Origin of the sequence: Colwellia demingiae (assembly GCF_007954275.1) — a bacterium.
Lineage (GTDB): Bacteria > Pseudomonadota > Gammaproteobacteria > Enterobacterales > Alteromonadaceae > Colwellia > Colwellia demingiae.
This window is the reverse complement of sequence record NZ_VOLT01000004.1, coordinates 92,985-118,758: the sequence shown is the minus strand read 5'-3', so window position 1 is coordinate 118,758 and position 25,774 is coordinate 92,985. Positions and strand designations below refer to the sequence as shown.

The window sequence follows — 25,774 nt, the reverse complement described above, 5'->3', positions numbered from 1 at the left end:
ATCTCTATTTATATTTTGGTTTTAACATTACAAATAAAGTTTTTTGTTCTTCGCATGAATTTAGCATATCAACTATATTATCGAATTCACCATTATCATTTGGAACATATTTTATTGGCACATGAAGAGGTAATCTTTTAATAGTCACTCTAAAACCTACATTAAAAAAAGCATCTGCAATATCTTTTAATGAATAATCAAAAGCGAAATATTTTTCACTCGCCCTTATCTTATCTCTTCTTTTCGGCCAAGTTGGATTGTCTATATGGCACCCTATAGTGAAAATATAATATCCTCCGTCATTCAACACGTTGAATATTTCTTTAGCATGCATATTAATTGATTTTTGCGTATAAACAACTTCTTGAGAAAAGACGACATCTATTTTTTTTATTAATGTCATCTCATTATAATGTATGAAATTAATAGTTGAAATTTGGTTATTCTGGTTACAAAATTCTACCAAACTAGGGTCTATTTCCACCCCATAGATATTCAAATGGGGATATTTACAATTAACTAATTGACTAAACATTCCATTCCCACAACCAAAATCCATAACAGACTTCACTTTACTGATGTCTAATACTTCATCTGCTTCTTTTAGTATGGAAAACCAAAATGGAAAATTACTTTCATTTTGTATTTGTCTATCAACATCATATACTTTCATAATTACCTAGCAAAACATGCCCTGATTTCCCGTGTGTTAAAACTTCCATCAAAATTAATTTCGATAGAACACTCACTACGGTCATGTAAAGTAGTTAAATTATCATGAATCAGAATATCACCACACTCTAGATGAAACTCATGTTTTATACTATGAGACACTTTGATAAATTTCTCTATCATGTCAAGTTCATTAGAGCTTTGAGCTAATTTATTTTTGTAATAAAAATGTCCAATTCGACTATCATCAAATCGAACGTGGTATTCATTATTTTTTTTATATAGAACAGGCTCGTTAATTACAATTTCGTCATTATTCTTATCAACATAATTAACGCCATATGAAAGCATTGGGACTGGGTTATTAAGAAGCGACTTTAACAAGTCTGGATTTTCATACTTAAGTTTGTTTACTAATTCACTGATTATAACAATTCCGTTCATTACATGGAGGACAGGATCGGGATTGGTTACTTGTATAAAACCAAACTTTGGTTGGTTCTTAATATCAATGGCATCATCATTATGCAAGCCAAGGGCTTTTCGATTACAGCCAGTGTAATCACAGTCAATTTTAATTCCTGTTTTTTCTACAGCCCCATAAAAAAGTCCAAACTCTTCAACAAAGACCTCAAAAAATTTATCTGAATCACTTACTAACCCTCTTACAATAATATATTTATCTTCTTTCAATATAGTCTTGATAGAGCTAATTAGATTTGTAAAACTTTTATTGTTTTTAATATAATCTCTATATTCATCTTTCGTGTCTAATTGCTTCAAGTTAATTTGTTGATTATCTTGAAACAATTTTGATAATTTTAAAATTGTCATTAACGACAACTACCGCCATTGCCTGAACGACAGCCACATGAAGCAGACATTTCACCTTTAAAACCAAGTTCGCAATGCCCAAAATGATATAAATAAAGCTTTTTAGTTAATTGAAAGCCTGATTCAAGAACAGTTTCATTCTCTTGATCTGTTAAACCAAAATAGGGGTAATGATGGATGAATTCACCTTTTATTGAATTACAATCATTCATATATTTGCGAGTATCCAAAATATGAATATGCCAAAACTCATCAACTAACTCACTAGGAGCAAATGATAGATCTTCGTACAGCACTTGAAGAACTAACCACTCTTTATACAAATTAATTGTATAATTTATCTTACTTTCACTCCAATTATGTTCTTTTTGTAACTTATAACCGTGTGGAACAAAATCCAGTGTATCCACCCTTTTCATAATAGTATCAATAGCTGATTGCTCAACAAAACTTGAATCAGTAATACTCACATTAATTTCTTCACGAGAATCGGACTTAAACTTCATTACACACTTTTGACTATAAACAAGACTCATATATATTCCTTTAAATAAAGTTTAAATGGTATTTAACCAGTTGATTATAAAAATCCTTCCATACAAACATAATAGATTGCTAAAGCGGAATTTTATCAATAGCAAGTGGCTATATTCTTAGATATTATATGTTAATTAAATACATTTCATCTGATAGTTTAAATTTTAAAAAATTTATTACTTTGGCTAAGTTCTAGAATCATAAATGGTTTGTATTTTTTATATTGTTCAGCAGATAGTTTATCTGCTAATACCGACACTATTTGCTGACCTGATAGGCTTTGAGATATTTCAAACATTTTCACGATTAGCTCATTGTCTATATCATCTATAGAGTCGTGAACAACAAAGGAAGGTCTATTTGCTTCCATATCACTAATAGTTTTAATGTAAGCCAAATCAAAAGAAATGATTTCTAAACGTTTTAACCCCCCTTCATTGTTTGATTCCGTTTCGTCTACGCTAGGATCACATTCACCTTTTTCATCATCTAAATTGAGACTGAAATTGTACTCCACACCATAAAATTCATTTGTGTATATCTTAAAGTTCTCAATAAATTTTGACTCAAAATCATTTACACATTTTAATTGGCTAGCTAGTTTGACTAACAGTTCTATTAATAAATCAGTAGTCTGTCCAAGGTTTAAATCAGTAGCTTCTTGTTTATCAATTATCGCTGTATTATTGATAAGTTCTTTAGTCAAAACACCAATTTCTTTAACTGTTGCAGATAGTTCATTTATATTTTGTTTTGAGCTAATTTGTGAGTAGAGAGAACTTTTATTACTTCGCAATTGTTGCACTTCTAGTTCAGTTTCCCTCTTTATCTTCTCTAAAGCTGGTAATCCCGAAGATAGAAATTCTTTTTTTGTTTCGATTAATTGCTTATGAAATTCTAATGAATCATCATAATCACGTATTACTGAATCAATACTGACGGAGGCGTATTCATATATACGTTGTAATTCAGACACGAGATAAGTTCTATCATCATTGTTTAAAATTTTATTTGTACGCTGCACATTTTTGATTTTAACATCAAGGTTTATGAGTGAATCAATATGCTTATTCTCTTTATCATCAATTTCATTAATTTCAGACACAAGTACAAGTTTATCAACGCCTTTATCTGTCGATAAGACTTCTTTTTCAAGTATTGCTATCTTTCTTTTAATTTCAGTAATTGCACCTTTAATTTTATCATCTTTTATTATTGAACCAAGCACTTGCGTTTGTTTCTCGTACTTTTTTATTTTTAGATTCAACTCATGCTTTTCTGTTAATAATGAGGTTTTTTCAAAACCAAATAGATACAACATAACTATACTAAAATCACTTTTACTACTTTTACTATATTCATCAAGTAGTTTAGTGTTATGCAACATACGATACTGGTTTGTCCTAAAAAATTTAGGAGCTACTTTGCGAATAGTAGGTTTATTTGAAACAATATTAAAAATGGTCTTCATTATATGTGAAATGTATTCTTTCGATGATTTTGGTACTCCATTGATAAAGTAATTTTTGGAGTTTTTTTCAATGCTTAACTGTCTTTTAATCGTACTAGGTAAACCATCTAAACCACTATAAGTTAGTGAAGCGTACACCTTCTGTTTATTAAATAGGTTTTCAATTTCCTTATTCGTTGAATCATTATCTCGATCAACATATATATCTTTGATTGAACCATTAAAAAGGTAATCTAGTACACGACCAAGAGTGGATTTCCCAACACTATTTCCTGACATAGATAAATTTTTATCATTAATTATGATATTAAGGTTATCTTCAAATTTAATATCACGAATTGTTTTACCATCAATTTCAAGTAAAAAATTATTTAACTTCATTAAGTGTAATCTCATTCTTTTTATAGTTAATAGCTGAAATAACGTATAACCAGTCAAGAGCAAGTATCAAATGATCGGTTGATACTTTTAACTCATTACTTCCCTTTTTGAATAATAACTCGATATTGATACTTTGCTGTTGTTCAAGCGTTTTTAATATGTAGCCTCCAATGAACAACACATTAATTTCGGGATGACAGCCATTATAGGGTAGCATTCGGATTCTCCAAGATTCGACACTCAACAAATGCGTGTGCGACAATCACATTAACACCAATTTCAACAGATTCTTTATCGCTCGGTGTATTAGAAGACTTGTAGCAGAAGTCTTTAAGTCCTTTTATTATCTTTACTATTATATTATCAGCATGTTCACGTATAAGCTCAATGTCCACATCACCAAAAACAGGATCAAGCCCTATATCAGATAACGCTTTGAAATATAGATCATCTAACATCATAAAAACTTTTGCTTTCCCATTTATAATGTTTTTATCAATACTTTCGTAAGAGGTTTCAATGGAGGCTGAATATGCTTGATATTGACTTAAAATAAAGCGTTGAGACTGTAAATTATTATAATCGACCTTAATAACAACATCTGCTGGCACACTTCTTTTTCTAAAATCAATTTTAATGGGAGTTAATGAAATTTCTGTAAGCAAAGAATTCACTACCGAATCAACTTTCTGTTCTGCTGATTCAGTAAGAATAATATCCCTTCCAACTGTCCCAACATTTACTAGATTTTTAATCATACATTTGCTCAAGATAACTCAAGGTTAAAATCACCACTAATATTTCCATTATTAATGTTATTTTTACCGTGTTGGTTAACTGACTGTTCATTTTGGCTTAAATCACCCTTTTCTAAATTATTTACTGTTGCAGTTAATCTAGAGTTAATAAGTTTTAACTCATTATTAGAATCGGAAGTCGATGTAATATCTTGAGTGAGTTTAATATTTTTAGCTTCTAATATTGTAATAATATTATTTTTAGAGTCGATTTTATTTGATATTTTTATGACTTTAGATTTTTGTAAAAATCCAAAAATCAAACTGGCAATAGTAACGAGACTACAAAGTGCAACTCCTTCAGGAGTTGAGAAAAAAACAATAACGCTATCCATGAAAATTCCTTTTAAATAATTTATAGCAATGTTTTTATTGAAGAAAAACAAGGTTAAATAAAAATCACTATATCAGAAAATACAACAAATAATGATTAATACGTATTATATTGGACTATTCATTAAAAATGGGCAGCTTTATATTTAGAAGCAGCCCTTAATTTTCAGCTAATACAGTTCACCTCATATTTATGAGATGAACTAAATATCTGATTAAATGATTTTAATCAAAACTAGCATTATATTCATCCTCTTCTTTGTCTAAAATAGTCCTTAAATCAAAGATGATTTCTAAACATAACAACAGCTCATTTTTGTTGTTTTTTTCCATTATACCAACGTCAATTCGCTTAACTAATTCAAAATATAATACGGATGGCATTTTAGATAAAGCGGATCTCATAGCATGTTTTTGTTCACACAATTCTTGGAGGTAGTAATATTTATTGCTAAGTTTTCTCCTTTAATTAATTCCAATAATATTGATATGAACATCAGAGCATAAAAATTCCAATGTATATTCAATGAGTAAGGGGGATTAACCCATGCTGGCTCTGATAAATACTCATGCCATCCTTCACTTTCAGTTAACGCTATAATCCTCTTTAAAATCACCTATAAATAAGAATTCTACTTTAATAGTTACCTTTTCGTATTTCCTCTATAACTTTCAATGTCATAGCAGGAGAGCCATGACATTTTTTGTATTTTTTCTCACTTCCACACTCACACTTTTCATTTGGCTTTATCTTTTTACTTCTAACAGGGACTTGTTTTTGTGGTATGTGTGACTCAAGAGAAGAGATTATTTCCTCTCCAAAGCGTTTTAGACCTGATGCCATTTTTTCAGCCAAGTTGTTGAAATTAAATTCATAAAAAAGATAAGCTTGCTTATGCCCCTGCTCAATTGCTTTTAATAAATAAATTTTAGATTTTTCGAAATCTTGCTCTATATGATCAGAATCGAAATAAGCTCTCCCAAGATCCCATGATGCCTGTGGGCACCCTGTTTTAATAGCCTTGTCTATGTGCATTAGAGCAAGTTTAATGTTTGTCTTAATCGCTTTCCCTTCAGAAAAATAATGAAATAATAAACGATTACCTTCTATAACATCCTGTTTTACCGCTTCCTCAGCATACTTTTTTGCTAATAGGTAATCATCACCTTTATCATAAATATAACAAGCTAGGTCTGCTTGTGCTCTGCCAAAACCTCTTTTAGCTGCGATGGTGAGCAACTCAATACCTATTGAAATTTTATCCTCACCTAAATATCCAGAATAAACAATTGAACCATACTCATACAAATAGTTCAGATCACAGTATTTGAAATATAAAGCTTCTTTCTCTATGGCTGAGGATAAATTAAATCCTATATTTATACTTAATTTATATGCTGCTTTAAAGTGAGCCATCGCACACTCATAAAGCAGTATTAATTTAGTTTCAGAATCATCATCAGCCATTAATGGCAGAGTCCGGTCATATTCTTCAGCCAGAGATTTATACACTATTCCAGCTAAGTACTTTGCTTGATAATCAGTCGATATTGCTCCTTCTAATAAAAGCTCTTTATAACTTTCAGATTTATTTTCAATTTGAATTATTTTAGGTAAAGATCCTTTTTTTAACCAAAACACATATAAGTCAGATAACACATCAATAATTAAGCTTCTTGCCTCATTGGATTCTTGTATTTGGTTTTCTCTTGATAGTTTAATAAATGATTTCTCGTCCTTCGCAGAAATAAGATCGTGTTTATGAGCAGATGAATTACCAAGTTTTCTGATTTGGTGTAAATTTCTCCTCGCAGACGATGTTATTAGCTGACTGTCGAATAATAGATCTATTTTCTCCTCTAGAGTCCAATGTTGAAAATCTTCATTTGCTTTATCTAAGATATGGTTACAAAGTAAAGTTGCTAAACTTCTGAATTCAACAAGTGAATGATCAGGATTTAACTCTATAAACTTAACCGCAGTCCCATATGTTTTCGATACCAAGTTACCAAAATTTAAAACCAGCTCTAAATCTGTCATTCCTTTATTCATTTTACTTCTCCATTGGTTACTGTAATGACACAGCTATTAATCCGACATAAATTTAATGAAACTGATTTTCTAACCGTAATGGTTTTCATGAAGCTACCACTTTATTTTCCAATATTGCTATTGATTCAATCGGAAAATAACGAGCTATGAAAACTGCATGGTTAAAGTTAATTTGTTTTAATGCTACTTCGGCCCCTATATCATTTATACATTCACTATATTTATAACCAGGGCCACTTGATGAGTTCTGATAAAAGCGCCCTTTAGGGTCAATCATTAAGTAAGACTCCGTCATGGCAGAATTAGATTCAGCAAAAATAGGTAATCCTGCGTTACTATGCATATTCACGAAGTAGTTAAATTGTTCCTTGGAAATAAGAAGCTCATCTTCTCCATATGGCATGACATGTAATATTTTCCATTTATAAGGCTTTATTTCTGAAATTAAACTAGAGAAATTCTCCTGCCAGTTAAGCTTATTAACAACAGTGTTAATCTTAGTTTTTATGCCTTTTTGTGTACTTGATAACTTTTTTAATGCAAATTTCAAATCATCAGAGCTTAATGAGTTCCCTTTTCTATCTACTCTTCCTATCTCACACCTAACATCATAACGTTGACTATCAAAACTAATCCCAACCATATCCAATACATTATTAGGAAGGTCGAATTTACTATTTAGCAGATAGTGGCCGTTAGTGATAATTGACGTTTTAAAACCTTTTTGTTTCGCTAACATCAAAACAATTGAAAAAGTACTGCCCAACATCATTGGCTCACCGCCAGCAATATTAAGACGAACATTTTCATAGCCAAGCTTTTGCTTCAGTGATGAGTTTCCTTTAATGAAGTAGTCCGCTAAGTTATCTAATAGCTTTTCAATGGCCTCTAATGAACGATGTAATTCATTAGGTTTTCCCCACTTAGCAAAACAGTAAGTACAGTTATAATTACAGGCTTCGGTTATATGCCAGTTAATGACTAACTCACTAGGCGTATAGGTCTCATTAATTGTTCTTTCTATATTTTTCATCGTTTCTTTCCTTATTTTTATTTCATAAATTGATAATCAGATAAATAATTAATAGATTCGATGAAAGTACTTTTCGTAATCTTCCCTGGTAAATAAGAAAAATTCATGATGACAATTTCTGCGAAGTAAAATAGACGATGATTTCGGCCCAAACGAAAGCGAATAAGTAAGCTATTGCATTTAACCTTTATATCTCCAAGGCACAAATATGGCTTACCCTCGGCAATATGTTTTACTAAACTTTTGACTGTTTTTTGATAATATTTAGGTAGGCTCAACCATGTTGACGGCTGAAATTTACATAAGGTAGGTTTTAGCTTGATCGAATTATGAGGGGTATAATTCGAAGGTGATTTGTTATTTTTACTGAACATTTAGAAATACCTTTTTGTTATTGGTACTCCTATACGCAGCTCAGCTTATTTTTTTTCGCTTTTTTATTTAGGTAATAAAACTATTGTCGAAATAGACTTAGCATTTTGGGTTATAGAATAATATTCCTCATGTTCATTTCGAATCCCATCGATAAATGTTAACAGCACAGCTCCTTCCGAAGGATGAAAATCCCATGAGTCGTCTGTCGTGATCCACCCGGTATGTTCACCATACGAGTAATGAATGGACATACACGTATCAACAGAAAATTTGATTGATTTCACTTCTTCTAGTTCAATTATTTGTTGTTCACCCCAATGGATATCAAGCGATAACATATCAGAATCCATTGTAGAGGACTCAGTGTTACCTAAAGCAACTTGGAACGGTTCACTAGGATGAGTAACTTCAAATAATTTTATCTCAGGTGAATCATTACTCTTTCTGATGGATGAATGAATTTTTTTATATGTTCTAGCCAAATTTGGCCATTGACCAGCAAAAAGACAAAATAGGTTGAGTTGCTCACGCTTTTTAACAGCTTCATCCCAAACTTCTTCTCTATCACTATCTTTAAGTAGTAACTGCCAAGTATCAGAATCACTCTCATGCCCTTGAACTAATTCATCCAAAGTCAGTTTATTTATTATCATAACGCCTCCTCTTTAAGAAAAGATGGATGCTTATTAAAGCTCTTTAGCTTCCGGCTATACTCTTCAATAACATTTTTATCAGGGTTATTCGAGTTAACCTCATAAACATCAAGAACAGCTTTCTTAGCAATAACTTTCAATAATGAGAGTGTTAAAATATCTGAATCGTCACTCGTTTTATGAATTTGAGAAAAGCTATCAATAATTTTTTTTATGGTTAATCGTACTAGATGCTTATTTTTATGAGTTTCTCGATCCATTGAAACATATTGCGGCTTATTATTGCCTTTAGTCAGGTATTTTTTTTCATAAAATATTGCTATATCCTTTTGTTTATCCACTCCTAAATAAAGAAATAAGAATCTAAATGCTGCATCTACTTTATAACGGGTCTCTTGCGTATTAGAGACGCTATTTTCTATTTCAGAAAACACAGACATCCAATCAATTGCTTCCTTTGATGCTAATTCATTTAATAACTTTTTATTAGCTTTTAACCAGTAAGTAATAACATCCGCAGCAACACGCTGATTAAATTTAGGGAGTACATTTGACATTTTCTCAAGACATAACAAGTCTGTATTCATCACTTTTTCTTGATTATGCTTACAAGCTTCACTGCTTACTATTTTAGAGGAAGTTGTAACATTCCCTGCTGTTTTAAAGTTCACCCAGAATTTTAATTGTGTGAAGAGTTTTAAGTCTTTATACATTACTTTCTCTAATGAGAACCTTGATGAAACGAACAGTTCTATTATTTTAACAACTGCTTTCTCCTGACTTCCAAAAGCATCTGTAATAACATCTTCTTTAAAATATTCCAAAGATTGAGCAAGCGTAAGCTCTACGCTTATTCTGTTCTTTTTAATATACTTTTCACGTCCTTCTTGTGACCAATCTTCTATTGGAAGGTTTTTTACATTCATACAATAAAGCCTGATTCTAAATTCATTTCATTAATTAGCTGATTCAATTTTATTTTTTCAGTTTCATTAAGCTCTATCTTATCTTTTTCTATAAAAGTACTTTTAACAGTGCTTACTCCACAAAAACGTATTCCTGCCCATGATAAAGGATGCTTAAAAGTTGCAGCTAGCTCCACTAGCTCATCAGACTTCAATTCGGCTTTAGAAGACAACACAGGTCCCATTATAGTATCAGCGAATTCATGATTTAATCCGCTATAACCAATAGAGTTTAGATAGCGAATCTTTCCATTAACCTTAATAGCATTAATTACTTCATCAGCCCCTTGGTTAACCCACCAGCGCTGAGAGCTAAGCAAAGCTACTGAAGCAGAGATACCATTACTCAACAATGTTTGATAATATTTTTTAATATGTGCAGTAACCATTTCAGGAACGGCCCATAATGTACCGATAGCTGTTTTAGCACCCCACTCAAGCATTCTCATATCCATACCAAACGCTTCGTTAACATTACTTGCTAAAACATGAAGTGGTATGTTGCTACCGCTTTGGCATGCCCATAACTCAATTCGATTTGCACCTCTTACAGCAGTTCTCAATTCTACATCTTTAATAGCATTGTCTTGGAGTAATAGGGTTGGTCTATCAGGATAACGATGTTCGCAATGACCATAATAACTAAACACATTAGCATTATTGATTAGATTAACGATCTCATTTTTATTGAGTAGATTGATATTAGTTTGATGCTCTATATCAGCTAAATCATCAAATAAAGTCCCCCCTCCCATTACATTAAAATCATCACCTTTAGATTGAAAGTACTTAGTTTCCATATTGAGGTACATAATTGAAGGTAACCAGTTTACCTCTTCTACTAGGTCAACTAATCGACTACCTGAAACACCTGTAGCTACCCAAGGAATATGAGAGGCAAAAAATGAAGGTAATAAACCAACTTTATGACAACATTTAGGAAGTACTTTTCGCCAATCAATAAAATCTAATGGCCATTGCTCAATAGTTTTGCTTCCATTAGTTACAATGTCAGCTATGTTATTAACAAGTTGGTCTGGAAGCTCTATTAATACTGAGTTAACGATTACTTTATTATTCTCAATATATGCTACTAATATGAGAACGTTATTATAATAGTCTTCAATATCAATTTTAACTAAGGTCAAACCTGGATGACTTCTTAGAGCAACTTCAATATCACTTTCTTTAATAAAAGATGTTTTAAGCCGTTGTTGATAATAAATGGGGTCTAACTGATCGATATAAGAACCAATCTTTATAAAATCTTTCAAACATAACTCTGCAACTTTATTCAAAAAATCTATTGGTTTATTACTTTTACTTGAATCATCTATAATTCTGGCATATTTTTCATCGTCAAATACAAGATTAATAGCTTTAAAGTCATTGAATTCTATTTGATTTTTTAATGAAATAGCGGATTCTTTAAGATGTTTTTTAATTTTATCCAACTTCCCGCCATTAAAAATTAATGCCAGTTCATTTAAGCCATAATAAGATGATCCTACTTGGCCCTGAGTTTCTTTTAAAGCATTAACAACTTTGCTTTCAGGTAAAAACCAGTGGTTATTAGAACTTTCACAAAACCTCATTGCACTTACATTTTCTAGCTCCGAAAATGCCCTTAACCCCTCATGGTTACTTGAGAGTATCCTTGATAATCCAGAACACACTTGCTGTATGAGCACTCCAACTCTATCAGCTTCTTGATCTGTACTTGTTGAACGCCTCAATTCCATTAATTCAGACAATTTTTTCATCAATACCCTTGCACTTTCAAGAGAGTTTTTACTTGATGCTTGATTAACTAGATGGCGTATTTCGACAAGTGGGTTACTAATATCCGCTATTGGATTAGTATTCAACAGTATATGTGGAGAAACTCCAAAACTGGGCGATATTTCCATAATGTATTCACATAGCTTTTTATGCTCTGGTTTATTTGAAAAATGCTTAAGCTTAGCGAAAGTAATAGGGAATATTTGTACTGGCTTTAGTCTCATTTTCGAAACAAAAATCTGATCTGGCGCAGCATTAATTGCAGCAAGATAGTATTCAAAAGCTTGAAATTGAGCATTACACGCATCAACTATCCGCCCTACATCAAATAGTACATTGGCCAAATTAAAATGAATAATTGCCGATTGGTTTAAACGTATAAAATTAGGTAATGATGCAGACAACAAACCTAACGCTTCTTTATGCAATTTTTCAGCTATCTCTAAACATTCTTTTGGAGATTGGTGCCACAAAGGCTCTTGTGCAGCTCTGCGGTAAGTGGCCGCTAATTGAGATAAACTCGATGCGTAACTATCACGGAATTTTTTACGTTCGTTACTATTAATAGCTCGATTAAAAAAAGTTTCCGCCAACCTTAGATTTTTTTTAGGTCCACCAGGCAAACGAGAAAAATGAGTAAAATAAAAAACCCCTAACTCATGATGAGCAGATGCTTTCATATAGAGGTTTTTATCCGTTAATTGTAATGCTTTTTTGAAGCACTTCTCAGCTTCAGCAAGTTGTTTTGCATTTTTAGCTTTACCTGTTAATTCAATTGCTTTGTTATTGAATTCAACATAACGAGGATTTATTCTTCTTGTTTCGGCAACAAATTTTTTATCTAGATACTCAATAAGTTTTCTATCTTTCATAATCTTTAAAGATTCCTTTCTTACAACAATATTTGCATGACTTCGGCTTTGGTTAATCTAAAAATTTCTATTTATCACTTTCATAAATTCAGAAGTAGCAGATTTACCCGTTACTATTTTTACCATCTCTTTCTTTTTTATTACAGTAGCCATCGGCATGCCTTTGAAAGGAGCATTATCAAATAGATACAAAAAGTTATCACCTTGAACCACATTACAATTCACACAAGTATTCGCCCAGTAAGAGCCACCATATTGCTTCGAATTACGATATTTGACGCTAGATGGTCGAGGATACGGAGGCTCTGATTGACAAAAAGGAACCCCTTTCCACCAAAAAACAGGGACTTCTTCTTTGCATTTAAAGCAAGTTTCAGTATCAGCAACATACATGCTCAAATCAGATTTCTTAATGACAGAATATAAGATCCGATCTATATCCCAGCTATCACACAAAGTATTAATATGCTTAAAACGGTCTTTACAACTTCGGCAAAATGACGCTTTCAGATGTTTTTGAACAGGTGCCCATTCATTAGGGTTGATTAACACATCCTCAGCTTTCAGCTCCACCCAATAAACATTGAGATTTTCAGCCTTCTTTTGATCGACTTTATGTGTATTAAGTATCTCTATAGCAATAGCGATCTCATCACCTCTGAATCCAACAACATCACAAATATATTCAGAAACTCTTACTTCTTGCCTGGAACCTGTAAAGGTTTTCATGGGTATGTTTAGATTAAATTCTTTACAGCAATTATCACACGTACTTTTCAAAGCAATTGATGACTTACCTAATGCATTTGCATTTATTGTATCCTCAATCAGTTTTTTAGCTGTAATATGTAATATAGACTCCGTTCCACAGTTTGAAGACGTTGGATGAGAAAAATGCTTAGTCCTTATTTCACCTGAGCGTAAAACAAGCTCAGCATTACATGAAGGGCATTTATATATATCACTTTTCAAAGCGTTATCAGCAACAACCAATTTACCTTGATGGTCTAACCCATAAGGTACTTTTAAGCTTTCCATTCATTAATATTCCCTGTACTGATTTATCTTACCTAAACGTACTCAAGTTACTGACTAATACTATCATTCCATATGAGAGACAAGAGTCCTCTAGCTCTACTCATCGCTACATAATGTAGTGTTTTACTATCATTATCTTTTAAATCTTCTGGTTTCATAAGATCCACAACAATAATAACTTCGTTTTCTAAGCCTTTGAAGTTTTTAATTTCAGCAAAGCTGATTCCTTTAGGAGGAAAAGTTCTCACAGAATAATCATCTAATTTAATTATTGAATTTTGTAACTTTTTCGTTAAAGATGAAATTGACGACCGTTCGTATGAAAGCGGAGATAAGATCGTTATAGACTCAGGCGTTACTCCTTTACTTAGTAATTCAGAGATTTTATTTTCTAAAGCTAATGATAATTCAGAATGATGTACAGTACACTCTTCAACTTCTGGCCCTATTCCTGTACCTTTAATTCCCATATTGGCCTGAAGTTTTATTTGAATTGATGACAATATGTTCAGTGTATTTCGGCAATTAGTTGTTAGAGGAACTTTCGCAGGCTTAAAGCTCTCTAAGTATGCTAATACTTCGTATTTAGTTGGGCTGAACAAACCTGATTGATTATTTATATCATGAAAAATATACCACTCACCATGCTCAAAGCCGCCTTCGAATACATCTTCAAGTAACTCTATATCTTCAGAATTTAAAAAATCCTGTCCCTCATCAAGTATTAGAATATCGAAAGAATCTATACCTGCTCTTTTTTTATCTACTTTAATGCTTTCAATAGTGGAGATAACCACATTTTCATCTTCAATTCTGGTCTCTAAATATCTTCGCAGCCAGTTAGATTTACAAACAATTGCAACCGACCTATTTTCATTACTAAATCTACGAGCAAGCTCTGCTGCTAAAAAAGTTTTTCCTGTACCAGCTCCACCTGAACACAAGACTTGTTTATTAGCGCTAACAATATCAAGATACTTATATTGATCTTCTGTTAGCTTAACCACTGACCTTTCAGATCGTTCAAGTCTTGAATATAGTGATTCAACTAATTCAAAGTTAGGTCTCAAAAATTGTTTTAATTTAGAAATATCGTCTGTTGAGAGCAAAGTATTATTTCTAGGTCTACCCTGCCAGTAATGAAAGAAGTTTTTAAGCCAGTTTTCAAGATTACGAAAATTTCTACCGTCACAAATAATCTTCCGTTCCCATTCAGAGCCTTTATGTGTCCATTCAGTATCAGGAAAAATAACACCGTACCCAATGGGCAAGCTTTTATTTAAAGAGAGTGGGAATTGATTAGAGTTTACAATAGCGTCCTTAATGGCGTGCATCGCTGTTTCAGCTTGTCTAAATGGATCTTGAATAACATGACTTCCTTGATTATTTCTAGTTGACCACCGACCATCAACATATTCAATCCCCCCTCCTTTGACTTCTAAGACAAAAACACCAAATTTAGAAATAATAACAAAATCTGCTTCACCAAATTTTTTGAATTGATGGTTTGTTATATTGAGTGAATGAAGGGCTGCATATGAAAAATCATTTACATATGCTTCTTTGAGCTTTTTGAAGACACGTAGCTCTGCTTTACTGTTAGTTTCATAAGGGGAGTTAGGGATTATTTCCATCTGATTACTTACCCTTATATTCCTTACATATCCGGCTGTAATCCTTATCGTCTAACACAACAGACGACATAGTTTTAAAAAACGGAATATTTACAATCTGACATTCAGGAACAACAATTCCTTCGTATGTACTCTTCCCTTTATCACACTGAAACACCTTGTTAGGCATTACTGTTTTAAAGCAATTGTTCGCATCAAAATTCTTACCAAACCACGCTATAAATCCAAGTTTTTTAGGCGAAAGCATTTCTGTTAGCAATAATGGCTTAGGTGGTTCTTTAAAATGCAATCCTGTATTGGCTTGTTTATGAGCATAATTCGCCATAAGTGTTGAAATATAAATATGTAAATTCTCATATTCAACTAACCATTTTGGCAAGCCTATAAAGCTATTATTCATGCCAAATAACATACCTAATAAAACATAGTCTTCTTCTCTAAACCCAACATGTGTATATTTTATAAGCTTTTCAATACTGTCTTTGTAAAACAACATGAATAAGAAAAACCGAATTTTGAATACCTTTGGCTCTTTCTTATATTGTTCTATGTATTCATCAATAATTTGAGTATCAGACTTTTCTATTTTTGAACGATGGTAGTCAGTTAAAAACTCAGCAATAGGTTGAGTGTCTGCTGTTGAATTTAAAAACTCTATAATTTTATTTTTATACTCAATGTCACTTCTTTTTTTATAATCATTCAAAATTTCAAGAATGGCATTCCATTTTTCAAGCTTGCTTTTTTCGTTTGAAAAAAAGTACTCGTAAATCCATTTGTACTCTAAAGACTGACTTTCATCTTCTGTAAATTTGCTAATAGAATTAAATAAATTAGCCGACTCTTCTCCATTTTTTGAAAAATAAAATGAAAGTGAAGCTAACCCACCAAACGAATAAGCCTTGTTATACTCAATTGGATTGTGCCCAAGGTTAGAGAAACTATCATGAAATAAATGACTACCTGCTGTGGTGTTTTGGAACGCTTTCTTATCAACCTTACACTTCAATATTTTAGTTGAAACGTTACCGACATTTGAAGACGAGTCTTTGAATTCATCTAAATCAGCTTTGCACGAAAAAATTACTTCTTCTATACAAGTTAATGGTAATGGAGCCTGAATTAATATACTTTCATAATCCAACTCATCTGTTTTTTTACCTTGAAGTGAAGGAATTGGAACATTATTTGATTCTTTGGGACTTACATTTTCACTGTTAAAACTATCGTCAATATCACACCTAGTATGGATACAATCACCAAGGGTTATATCTTTTAAATTTATCTTAATAATACAGCTAATCAAACCATCATCTTCACTCTTAGATAATTTAAGGGCCGAGCCAGGAACCTCACTCTTAAACAGTGAAATATATCCAGGGCATTCATTGAGAACGTCTTTGTAGTAACTACCCAAAAATCCACTAGCATCGGTAATTAAACCTTGAGCAAGCACCATCTGTAAGTTTTCAGTATTAGTCGGGAGTAACCAGGTTGCTTTAGCTGTAATCGCCATATTAAATTTTATCTCTTATCATTAAGTTTTCGTCTATTGGCAATAACCCTTCAACTTCATTAGGCATTACAGCACTTCTGAATAAAAATAATTTTTCTTTAGCTCTAGAAGACATTACATACAAGCGTTTCTTAATTGCGTCCGCATCATTATTAATAATTTTCAAATCATCAAGAACAATAAAAACAGTATCAAATTCAATTCCTTTAACGGATTTGTCGCACAACACGACAACTCCCCCCATTGAAAAATCAATATTTACATTTTGTTTGGATTCATTCGAATACGAAGAAACATTTATATTTTCATTAGTCACAGCTTTAGTTAAAATTTTTGTATAAGTATCCCTTTTAGCTTCTGTAGCAACAATAACACCAATTAATCTTTCAGTATCTCTAATAGCTTCACGGTGAATCATTGATATACAACTATTAAGCATTTCATAAACATAAAGAGTAGGTGTATCTAATGATGGTCGATCAGGTAAATTAGGCGCAGGAGATGCTTTATCTGTATAAAAATGGTTCGCAAATTTTGCAATAGTTGAGCTATTTCGGTAGTTTTCATTAAGCTCAACAACCTCATCATTTTCTAGAGCCAAAACATCGGTTAATTCTTGTCTAGATGAGTTTTCCTCTGTTATTTGTTGATTTTGATCAGCTACAATAAAGAAGTTTTCAAAACCTAATGACTGCAATGACTCATAAAAACCAATAGGTAAATCTTGTCCTTCATCAATAATAAAGTGAGTATCATTTGCAGGTAAGTTAGAATTTTTCTGATTTACATAACTATCAAATCTTTCTATTACTTTATCGTAATTAGGCGAATGTTGAATTTCCATACCGTTTGAGTCTGTTCTATGTGGCATTTTTTTTAACTCAAAATCATTCCCTGGAGCCAAATTAAATTGAAGTGAATAGAACCAACTTTGTGCTGTATCTGATTTTAATTCTATACCACAGACTTGCTTCGTTGAAGAGTTTAAAACATGATTAAAGGTTAAGAACAAATAATTATCTTTTTGATGAAACTTCCTAGCTCGTAATAATGCTACAACTGATTTCCCTGTTCCGGGGCCTCCAATCACTAAATGTTGTCCCGATTCTTTAAGGCGAAGAACTGCTTTTTGATCTTTATTGAGTTCATCTATACCAGGGAGGTCAAATTTCCTTTTACTCATCAGACACCTCATTAATAAAACTTATAATATTGGGAATATCAAGAACATCATTTCCTTTGATAAAGACCCTATCCAAAAATACATTACCAAATTCACAGCTTGTTTCAGGCAATAACGCGCAGGCATGACATGCAGCTCTATTAAGCCAACTAGGTCCTTGCCCTAAATGTTCGGTACAAACTGGATCGTGTGAACACCACTGTGCATGCTTAAAAGTACCTGACAACAATTTCAAAAACTCTCTAGGTTCTCCATTTTCTACAATGCCGCCTAAAGTTCCTGCTATATCAGGAACGGCTGTATAAATTAAAATACCAGCCATTTTATTGTCTTTACTGTGGTAAATCCTTTCTTTAAGAGAAGCAGCAGGATAACCAGCAACAGACTCTAATTCTCTAATTAATAGATGAGAAATCGTATGTAATAACAAAAACCTTGGTGTTACTGTTAAATCAAAGTTAAAAATTATGTCTGCGTTTTCATACCTATGTTCAATTTCATTTGCTCGCTTTCTTACACTCGGTATACTTTCCCACTTCGAAAGTAAGTTTTCATTTAACGTAAAAAACAGCCCTTCTCCAAATAATTCAATTGCAGGTAACCAATCACTTTCCCCAACTATATCTGGTGCTGTTAGAACTTGTTCATCCGTTTCATTTTCAGAACCATTTGCAGCCTTGGCATTTTCTCTTTGATTAGGTAGTCGAGAAAATCCTTTAAACACTTGAATTTCTCGTAACCTTTTAACAATGATCAAATTATCAATGAGGCTATTTATCGCTAACAATTCACCTGTTAATGTTTCACCTAAGACTTTCCAATCCTTGGTTTTATGTTCGGTGACAAAATCTTCTTCATCACTAACATCATCCATAACAGTTAAGAAAGCATCATATTCATCTTTATAAAGATCACCTGATTCAATATGAGTTAAAAACGGATACCCATCTTCTATTTGACTCATCGCTGCACTTATATCTTCAACAGAACACCTATATTTCGTGGACGCTTGCTTTAATACCCGTTTCTTTTTCAAACTAGTTCGAGCGTTATCAAAAGCATGACGAAATTTTGAGTTATTAAAAAGTCGATTAATCACCGTAGATTTGTCCACTCTTGACTCTGGAGGAATAACTAAGGCGTTCATGGATGATGGAGAATAAATCCTAGGATCATTCACTTCCAAAATACTGATATCTTGTGGGGTAAGCTGCTCACCCTGTTCATAAATCCAAGGTTGAACAGTATTTAATCTCGACAGTTTACTCTTGCGAACATCACTATTTGTGCTTAAACAGCGAGTGCATTCTATCTGCAATTTTCCGTTTGCAACATTTGTTAATTTTAAGTAACTATTTGAATAATCAACTTCACATTTAAAGTTACTTTCTTGATGACAAATATAATGCCAAGGCACTTCGGCCAGTTCACCTTTGGTGCTACTTGCACACCAAGACAACTGCTCTAGTCTTGAATTACAATGTTCACACTTTACATTTTCTACAGACTTTTGATCGGTCTTATTCCAAAGGTTTTGATGTAACATTCGACATTTTTTACATCTGAAAAATGAAGGAAAGAGAACCGTTGGAATATACGTTCCTTCTATTTTTCCATTCTCTAATTCTTTAGCCTCTGGAGGTTTTCTCAAGTCCTGACTAAGCCCCAAAGCTAACTTTACTCTTTCCACATAGGGAATATTCTCTGCCGCAATACATCCATGTTCATCTGTCCAATAGCGCGTATCCACTACTGTAACTAAAAAATCATCTTTATCTCGTGCTATAGAGCCAACACCTGAATAGGACATTAAATGAGAAAATCTAACAGGGGTACATTTTTGCTTATGCATTTTTTTGCTTAACCCCTTTAATCAATTTAGTTAGAGCAATGTTCTCGACATTCCTCATCGATTGTAATGTTCCCCAAGGTATCGTATTCCCACCTTCTTCTCCAAAATTACAAATCAAGTTATTTGTGCCTCTATCCTTGGAGTTATAAACTAAAGTGCTATTTTCATTAAATTTAATTTCGTTATACCAAGAGTCAATCAAGCTATCAATATGTCCATTTACCTGATTAATTTTATTTACCTCCTCTGTAGTCGCTTTATTTTTTTGTTGTATAGCTCTTTTAATCCGGCCCTTAAATATTGAAATTATTTTTTTAATATCACGTGCGTCAGGATCTAGTTCACCTGCTTTATTATTTTCCAATAACCCTACGTCAGAATATCTCAGGGCTATTATTAGCGCAGCATGCAGCGCTCGACTACAAACCTGATAAGTGAATGGTGTTAAGCTAGAAGGCTCAACAAATCGGTAAAACGAGTCATGATAAGCTCTAAAATTTTCGTAGTGGGACAGACTTCTCGCTTGGGTTTTATAATAATTAACAAAAACTATCCCCGGAATTTCACTTCTTCCTACTCGACTACTTGCCTGAATATATTCTGCTGTAGTTAATGGTTGGCCATTTATAATCATTAATGCCAAACGTGAAACATCAAGCCCAACAGAAATCATGTTTGTTGCAAGTGCTACATCTAAATGCTCTTCGTCACTTTTACTTTTTGATAATGCTTCAAATATTTGTGCTGTTTCATCTGCTGTTCGTTTACTTGTTAAAGACCCCAATGTTATTTCTCTAATAGGAAGATATTTTCTAAATATTTCCTGTAGCTCAGGGGGAACTTGGTTTTGCATCAAAACGTTGTCTATCTCTGCCTTATTTTTCACCAACAAATTATCAAAGCGAATGGCAGGTGCTACGTGGTTAGAGTTTTTGTACCAGTTTGGAGATTCCTCTTCTAATTCACGGATAAGACATTCTTTTGTTAAACTAATTAGATGTGCCTTGGCTCCTCCTTGAAAGACAGTATGGCTATTATTGACCCCTTTTAATGAGCCATGATAAATAATTTGAGTCCACCATGAGTCCAGATACTGTTCAAAGCTATCATCATTAAATAATGTGGTAGGAGCTGCTAACAGTGTTCCTGCTAATGGCTCCATACAACTATTTTTTGAAAGTTTAGGTGCTAGATAACCTATATATAATCGTCCTGATTTTTCTTTAACAGAAACAGTTTTAGCAAAATAAGAATCATCAAAACGTAGCCCTGATGGCGGAAACAACTGCATATCTCTCGCGAATAAGTTTTTGACTTGCTTAGCAGCACTTTTGATAGTTGCTGTTGAAGCAATATATTTAGCATGAACTCCCTTTGCTATGAATAGTGCATCAATTCCAGCTTCATACATACCAACAACAGAGCCTAAAGCACTAGAGATGAGATGTAGTTCATCTTGAATTATTAACTCAGGGGGTCTATTTCCATTCTTACCGAAAAAACTCGCTGTTCTTTCTTCCCAAGCTAGCCTTGCAAACTTATCAACAGTAGCTATTAGCAAGCTTGGAGGATTGTTATAGAGTGATTCATCAACAACGTTATAGGGTAATACGTTATTATCTGTCTTACCTAAATCACATTTTTTATTAGTACATGTGAAGTGAAAGTCCTCAGCTACTATTTTGTAATTTTCATGAGAAAATTTATCGCCACACCAAGGGCAACTTGATAAAACAAACTTACTATAATCTTGCTTTTCTATGCACTCTTTAGCTTGATAAATAGTATTTGGAGAGCTTGCTCCTCCTAACCAAAGCCCTACACTTATGGGAGAGTTCCCCAGTTTATCTTTGTTTTTTTGTCTAATAATCTCTAATGCTGAAATGACCTTACATGCTCGAAGAAATTGCTGTGTCGTTAGTAGCCTTAGCGTATAACGCATAATGGCTACTGTACCGCCATAGCTAGCCGGGTATATTAATCTACGATATATAAACAAAAATGCCATAACACCTAAATAAGCTTCGGTTTTACCACCACCTGTTGGAAACCAAATTAGATCAACTTCCTCTCTATACTCACTGTTTTCATCTATAGACGACTCCAATACCATAAGGACAAAAGCAATTTGAAAAGGTCTCCATTGATAAACCTTATCCTCATTAAACTTTCCACTATTTTTATCATTGGAAATCATCTGTAGGAGCATGGCTTGATTCATAATTGAAAATGCTGCTTTTGCATTCTCGTCTTGCTCAAGAAGTTTTATGCTTTTTTTCATCCTTTCTTTGGCAATACACATTTTATTTACTATATTTTGAGCCGTTGCTTGATCATCCTTTTCTTCTAACAAAACCTTTGTTTGTTGTTCAATGATCCAGTTCTCATAATTATCAATAAAATCATTCAATTCAGAAATGACCGAAGAGTCTATTTCACATCGACTTAGGAATTCAAACTCTAGAACTTTGGAGTCACCACTTGCTGTATCAGCAGTGACTTGTGGTACTTCAACACTTGGTAAAAAATCAGACCAAAGCTCCATTTTATCTTGACTATTTACTCCCCAATCAACTGAGACACCATGACCAACACCATAAATAAGTGAATCTTTGTACCTTAGCTCTAATTCTTTTTCTTCTTCGTTAAGTAATATTCTATCTTGTGAAGGATAACGCTCAATATTTCCTTTCTGAATAATACACCTAAACTTTACTTGAAATAACGAAAGTGCATTTTCCTCATCTAATTTGTCTCTCGCTGATTGCTCTTTTGAAGACGTTAATGATTGAGTATTTGTTAAAGTAATCGTAACGATAAATCCATTTTTATACTTTCGCCATAAGGCATCAATTTTTGCTAAACCATCAAATGTTGTTTTACTATCCAAGTACGTATCACTAATTTCAGTAGGTGAATAGAAGGCTATTTCTTGCCCATCATCATCGAATAAAGTTCTACACAGCCATTTGTGATCTTTTTCCTTTGTAAACTTTTGGTTTTGTTTATCCTTTTTATTCTGGAGGGAAAAATTGACAGCATTGTGGTGAATTCTTAAATGAATGCTATCCCCAGTAATAAAAAAAGAAAATCCAGCAGAAGAAGGAGGAAGGTAACGTTTTTTTTCTTTAACTTGTTGGGTATTTGTATTTTCTTCATCTCCATCATAATCATCAGAAGATTCAGTTTCCACAATTTCTCCACCAATTGGGAACAAAAAACCAGTAAAAAATCGATCTAAAGGTTTTTCCCCAAATAGAGATTCTCCATCGTGTATGTGGGTGCCTACAAGTTGTTCTTTGGTCCAATCTATAAGTTTCTTTCTTTGAACTCTTAGTAACTCTTCACTCATCCGTGATTATACCTTTTATGAAAAACCACCAAGCTTTTAACTTTTGAATAAAGTTAACTTATTTAGCATGGATCCATTAGTCCCTATTTGAAATCATATACATGAATATTGAAACAGGATAATTCCCAACAGTTTTATACAGACAAGATAATTAAAATAAAATGGATGTACAATGACTTAGTGACAAATAAAGGATATAAATCAAACTAATTGCAACTTAAGAGTTAACGATATCAAATAACGAAAATGTAATATGAAATAAATTGTAAATGTAGACCTATTTTTCATGTAATAACAAGGTAAGTTAGAGCATCTGTTTAATTTTATTTTTTAAAGTAGGGATTTTAAAAATATAAAAACTCTCTATTTAAAACTAGAAAAGACAAACGTACTTATAGCTTCTACTTGATTTGTAGTACGTTCATTACATGAGTCTATGTTCCAATTTTTGAAGTCACCATTTAATCTTTTTTCTAACAAATCTATTTTAATGACAGACAACTGACTTTTCTCATAATAATCAACTTTCTTATTAGCATGATTATTGATGCCTCGGTTTAAATTTCGCTCCAATAGAACAATATTGCCAAGCTTATTGATATGTTGCTTCCATTCATCATCTCTTTTAGGCTCATTTTCTTCTTCTGTTTGAGACAATATGTGCTCGATATCAAAGCTGTTGTCCACATTAAAGATAAAGTTAGTAACTTCATGTAATCCATCCTCTTCATGCTCAGCAGCAAAAACTGCTGACATTCTACAAAGCAAGTTTTTCGATGTTGTAATAGAGAACACATCAGCTTTTAGAGCGTTATTAAACAGTTCAAAATTTTCATCGGTGTACTCGTATTTTTTACTACCATTTAGCTTGTCATTGATTAAAGAAATGATAGTACTTTCATCTTTTGAGCAACTTAGAATTGTTCTTAGCAGTTTATGATTAAACTTAAACCGAACATTGTTTATCACTCTTTGATAGTTAACACTGTAAACAATATATAGTTTTGTTAAGGCGTTTATAAACTTTTGCAGTTTTTGATATTTATCAGGATCATCTTTAAATTGAAATAGAAAAATATAAATAAACTTCCTGTACCTCGCATAACGAGTCCAACTCCATAAGATATATGTTGAAAAATCGATTACTGAAGAATATTTTTTTTCAACCTTCCAATGAACATGCCAGTCCAAGCGCTCTGTAACAATCCCCTTTAGTTCATGCAGGCATAGTTTAATTTCCTGGCCCTTCTCTTTTTTAAAATGGGGCCATTCACTAATATTAAAAAGCGTTTCGAATAATCGATCATAAAATGTATCAACGCCAAGTGAATATAATATCGTTGGTAAGTTGTATTTTGCAATTAAGAACACTTGATATATACCAAGTATCTCTTGCATGGTCACGCCTGAATTATGCGCTTTGTTAAAATGATCTATGTCTTCATATAGACTGCTTATTTTTGAAAATATGTCATCACTATGTTCAAATTCATTCGATGCAACCTTCTGTAAATATTCATACATGCGGATCTTAAAAAGATCGTTTGTATCTAAAGGAAGTCCCGCAGTATTAATTGTGTCAAAAATTTTAAGGGTTTTGGAAAGTCCTGCCTGTGTTTCAATCACAACGAAGTAAATTTTACGGTTGATATAGTCATGTAAATCATTAAATGGAAAATTATCTAGCGAAAACAACTCTGATTTATCCAGCCACAATTTAATCGCACGAAAAATAAGTGCGCTATTATTACAGTAAATATTGTTGCTTTCATCAGTTGAATCTATAGAGAAGTCTTCTCTAAATTCTTCAAGCAAAATCTGCTGCTCACCATTATTAACTTTTGTTTTTAATCTCAAAAATGCTGACGAATCAAAACATGATGAGCTTGGGAATAGCTGTTCAAGGACTTTAAATAGAAGAAAAAAAGTAGTAAACCTTTGTTGACCATCAATAATTTCTTGTTGACCATTTTTGGCTTTTGCTAGTTGCATAGTACCTATAAACATAGGCTCTTTATCTTCAACATTACTTTGTTCAGAAAAAGCACTGAAAATATCATTAATGAATTGAGTTATTTGCTTTTCGGTCCAAGCATAAGGGCGTTGGTATATAGGAATTATGTAATCAATTTTATTATTCAAAAGGTATGGTATTTTGTCTGAGTTAGGACCCAACACATATCTACTCGCATCAATATCGAAACTAGCCATTTATTATCCTTAAATTTAATAAACCAATCATTTAATAAACCATAAAATATATAATTATCAGTATGTTGACTTGTTAACACTGACAATATCACAAGTTTTTGTGAAATACTAATTAGTCATTGCTTCATCAGTTCCTATTCCCTTAAAATCTTATGTAAATCAAAGTATAAGACCTATGCTTTAGTGATAATTCATAGCGGACTTCATAACATGCATATTTCACTGATACA

At 32.6% G+C, this 25,774-nt stretch carries 19 protein-coding genes; all 19 read right to left on the bottom strand.

Going from position 1 to position 25,774, the window contains the following annotated elements:
* Positions 1 to 4: 4 nt before the first annotated feature.
* Positions 5 to 673 (bottom strand): class I SAM-dependent methyltransferase, encoded by a 669-nt coding sequence (locus ESZ36_RS08630; protein WP_146786402.1) that lies wholly within the window; start codon positions 671 to 673, stop codon positions 5 to 7.
* 2 nt (positions 674 to 675) lie between these two features.
* Positions 676 to 1,506, bottom strand: a complete 831-nt coding sequence (locus ESZ36_RS08625) for a TauD/TfdA family dioxygenase (protein ID WP_146786400.1) — start codon at positions 1,504 to 1,506, stop codon at positions 676 to 678.
* Positions 1,506 to 2,042 carry a glycine-rich domain-containing protein gene (locus ESZ36_RS08620; RefSeq protein WP_146786397.1) on the bottom strand — a complete coding sequence of 179 codons (537 nt, stop codon included), beginning with the start codon at positions 2,040 to 2,042 and terminating at the stop codon, positions 1,506 to 1,508. Before ESZ36_RS08620 ends, ESZ36_RS08625 begins: the two co-directional genes overlap by 1 nt.
* Before the next feature lie 158 nt (positions 2,043 to 2,200).
* Positions 2,201 to 3,895, bottom strand: a complete 1,695-nt coding sequence (locus ESZ36_RS08615) for a DUF2326 domain-containing protein (protein ID WP_146786393.1) — start codon at positions 3,893 to 3,895, stop codon at positions 2,201 to 2,203.
* Positions 3,882 to 4,112 carry an ABC-three component system middle component 6 gene (locus ESZ36_RS08610; RefSeq protein WP_146786390.1) on the bottom strand — a complete coding sequence of 77 codons (231 nt, stop codon included), beginning with the start codon at positions 4,110 to 4,112 and terminating at the stop codon, positions 3,882 to 3,884. Before ESZ36_RS08610 ends, ESZ36_RS08615 begins: the two co-directional genes overlap by 14 nt.
* Positions 4,099 to 4,653 (bottom strand): hypothetical protein, encoded by a 555-nt coding sequence (locus ESZ36_RS08605; RefSeq protein WP_146786387.1) that lies wholly within the window; start codon positions 4,651 to 4,653, stop codon positions 4,099 to 4,101. The genes ESZ36_RS08610 and ESZ36_RS08605 overlap by 14 nt, the downstream gene beginning before the upstream one ends.
* A gap of 8 nt (positions 4,654 to 4,661) precedes the next feature.
* A complete protein-coding gene (locus ESZ36_RS08600) occupies positions 4,662 to 5,027 on the bottom strand; it encodes a hypothetical protein (RefSeq protein ID WP_146786384.1) in 366 nt (121 codons plus the stop codon).
* Positions 5,028 to 5,662: 635 nt separating this feature from the next.
* Positions 5,663 to 7,078 carry a DUF4145 domain-containing protein gene (locus tag ESZ36_RS08595; RefSeq protein ID WP_146786381.1) on the bottom strand — a complete coding sequence of 472 codons (1,416 nt, stop codon included), beginning with the start codon at positions 7,076 to 7,078 and terminating at the stop codon, positions 5,663 to 5,665.
* Positions 7,079 to 7,163: 85 nt separating this feature from the next.
* A complete protein-coding gene (locus ESZ36_RS08590) occupies positions 7,164 to 8,111 on the bottom strand; it encodes a viperin family antiviral radical SAM protein (RefSeq protein WP_146786378.1) in 948 nt (315 codons plus the stop codon).
* 437 nt (positions 8,112 to 8,548) lie between these two features.
* Positions 8,549 to 9,139, bottom strand: a complete 591-nt coding sequence (locus tag ESZ36_RS08585; protein ID WP_146786375.1) for a hypothetical protein — start codon at positions 9,137 to 9,139, stop codon at positions 8,549 to 8,551.
* Positions 9,136 to 10,065 (bottom strand): hypothetical protein, encoded by a 930-nt coding sequence (locus ESZ36_RS08580; RefSeq protein ID WP_146786372.1) that lies wholly within the window; start codon positions 10,063 to 10,065, stop codon positions 9,136 to 9,138. The genes ESZ36_RS08585 and ESZ36_RS08580 overlap by 4 nt, the downstream gene beginning before the upstream one ends.
* Entirely contained in the window at positions 10,062 to 12,758 is a 2,697-nt protein-coding gene (locus ESZ36_RS08575) for a CHAT domain-containing protein (RefSeq protein ID WP_146786369.1), read from the bottom strand. The genes ESZ36_RS08580 and ESZ36_RS08575 overlap by 4 nt, the downstream gene beginning before the upstream one ends.
* A gap of 57 nt (positions 12,759 to 12,815) precedes the next feature.
* Positions 12,816 to 13,796 carry a competence protein CoiA family protein gene (locus ESZ36_RS08570; RefSeq protein WP_146786366.1) on the bottom strand — a complete coding sequence of 327 codons (981 nt, stop codon included), beginning with the start codon at positions 13,794 to 13,796 and terminating at the stop codon, positions 12,816 to 12,818.
* 47 nt (positions 13,797 to 13,843) lie between these two features.
* Positions 13,844 to 15,430, bottom strand: a complete 1,587-nt coding sequence (locus ESZ36_RS08565; protein ID WP_146786363.1) for a nuclease-related domain-containing DEAD/DEAH box helicase — start codon at positions 15,428 to 15,430, stop codon at positions 13,844 to 13,846.
* A gap of 4 nt (positions 15,431 to 15,434) precedes the next feature.
* Positions 15,435 to 16,946 carry a hypothetical protein gene (locus ESZ36_RS08560; protein WP_146786360.1) on the bottom strand — a complete coding sequence of 504 codons (1,512 nt, stop codon included), beginning with the start codon at positions 16,944 to 16,946 and terminating at the stop codon, positions 15,435 to 15,437.
* 1 nt (position 16,947) lies between these two features.
* A complete protein-coding gene (locus tag ESZ36_RS08555; protein ID WP_170235808.1) occupies positions 16,948 to 18,129 on the bottom strand; it encodes a DNA/RNA helicase domain-containing protein in 1,182 nt (393 codons plus the stop codon).
* Entirely contained in the window at positions 18,122 to 19,981 is a 1,860-nt protein-coding gene (gene drmB / locus ESZ36_RS08550) for a DUF1998 domain-containing protein (RefSeq protein ID WP_146786354.1), read from the bottom strand. Before drmB ends, ESZ36_RS08555 begins: the two co-directional genes overlap by 8 nt.
* Complete coding sequence (locus tag ESZ36_RS08545) at positions 19,974 to 23,333, bottom strand: helicase-related protein (protein ID WP_146786351.1); 3,360 nt, start codon at positions 23,331 to 23,333, stop codon at positions 19,974 to 19,976. The genes drmB and ESZ36_RS08545 overlap by 8 nt, the downstream gene beginning before the upstream one ends.
* 363 nt (positions 23,334 to 23,696) lie before the next feature.
* On the bottom strand, positions 23,697 to 25,544 hold the full coding sequence (locus ESZ36_RS08540) for a DUF262 domain-containing protein (RefSeq protein WP_146786347.1): 1,848 nt from the start codon (positions 25,542 to 25,544) through the stop codon (positions 23,697 to 23,699).
* Positions 25,545 to 25,774: the final 230 nt, after the last annotated feature.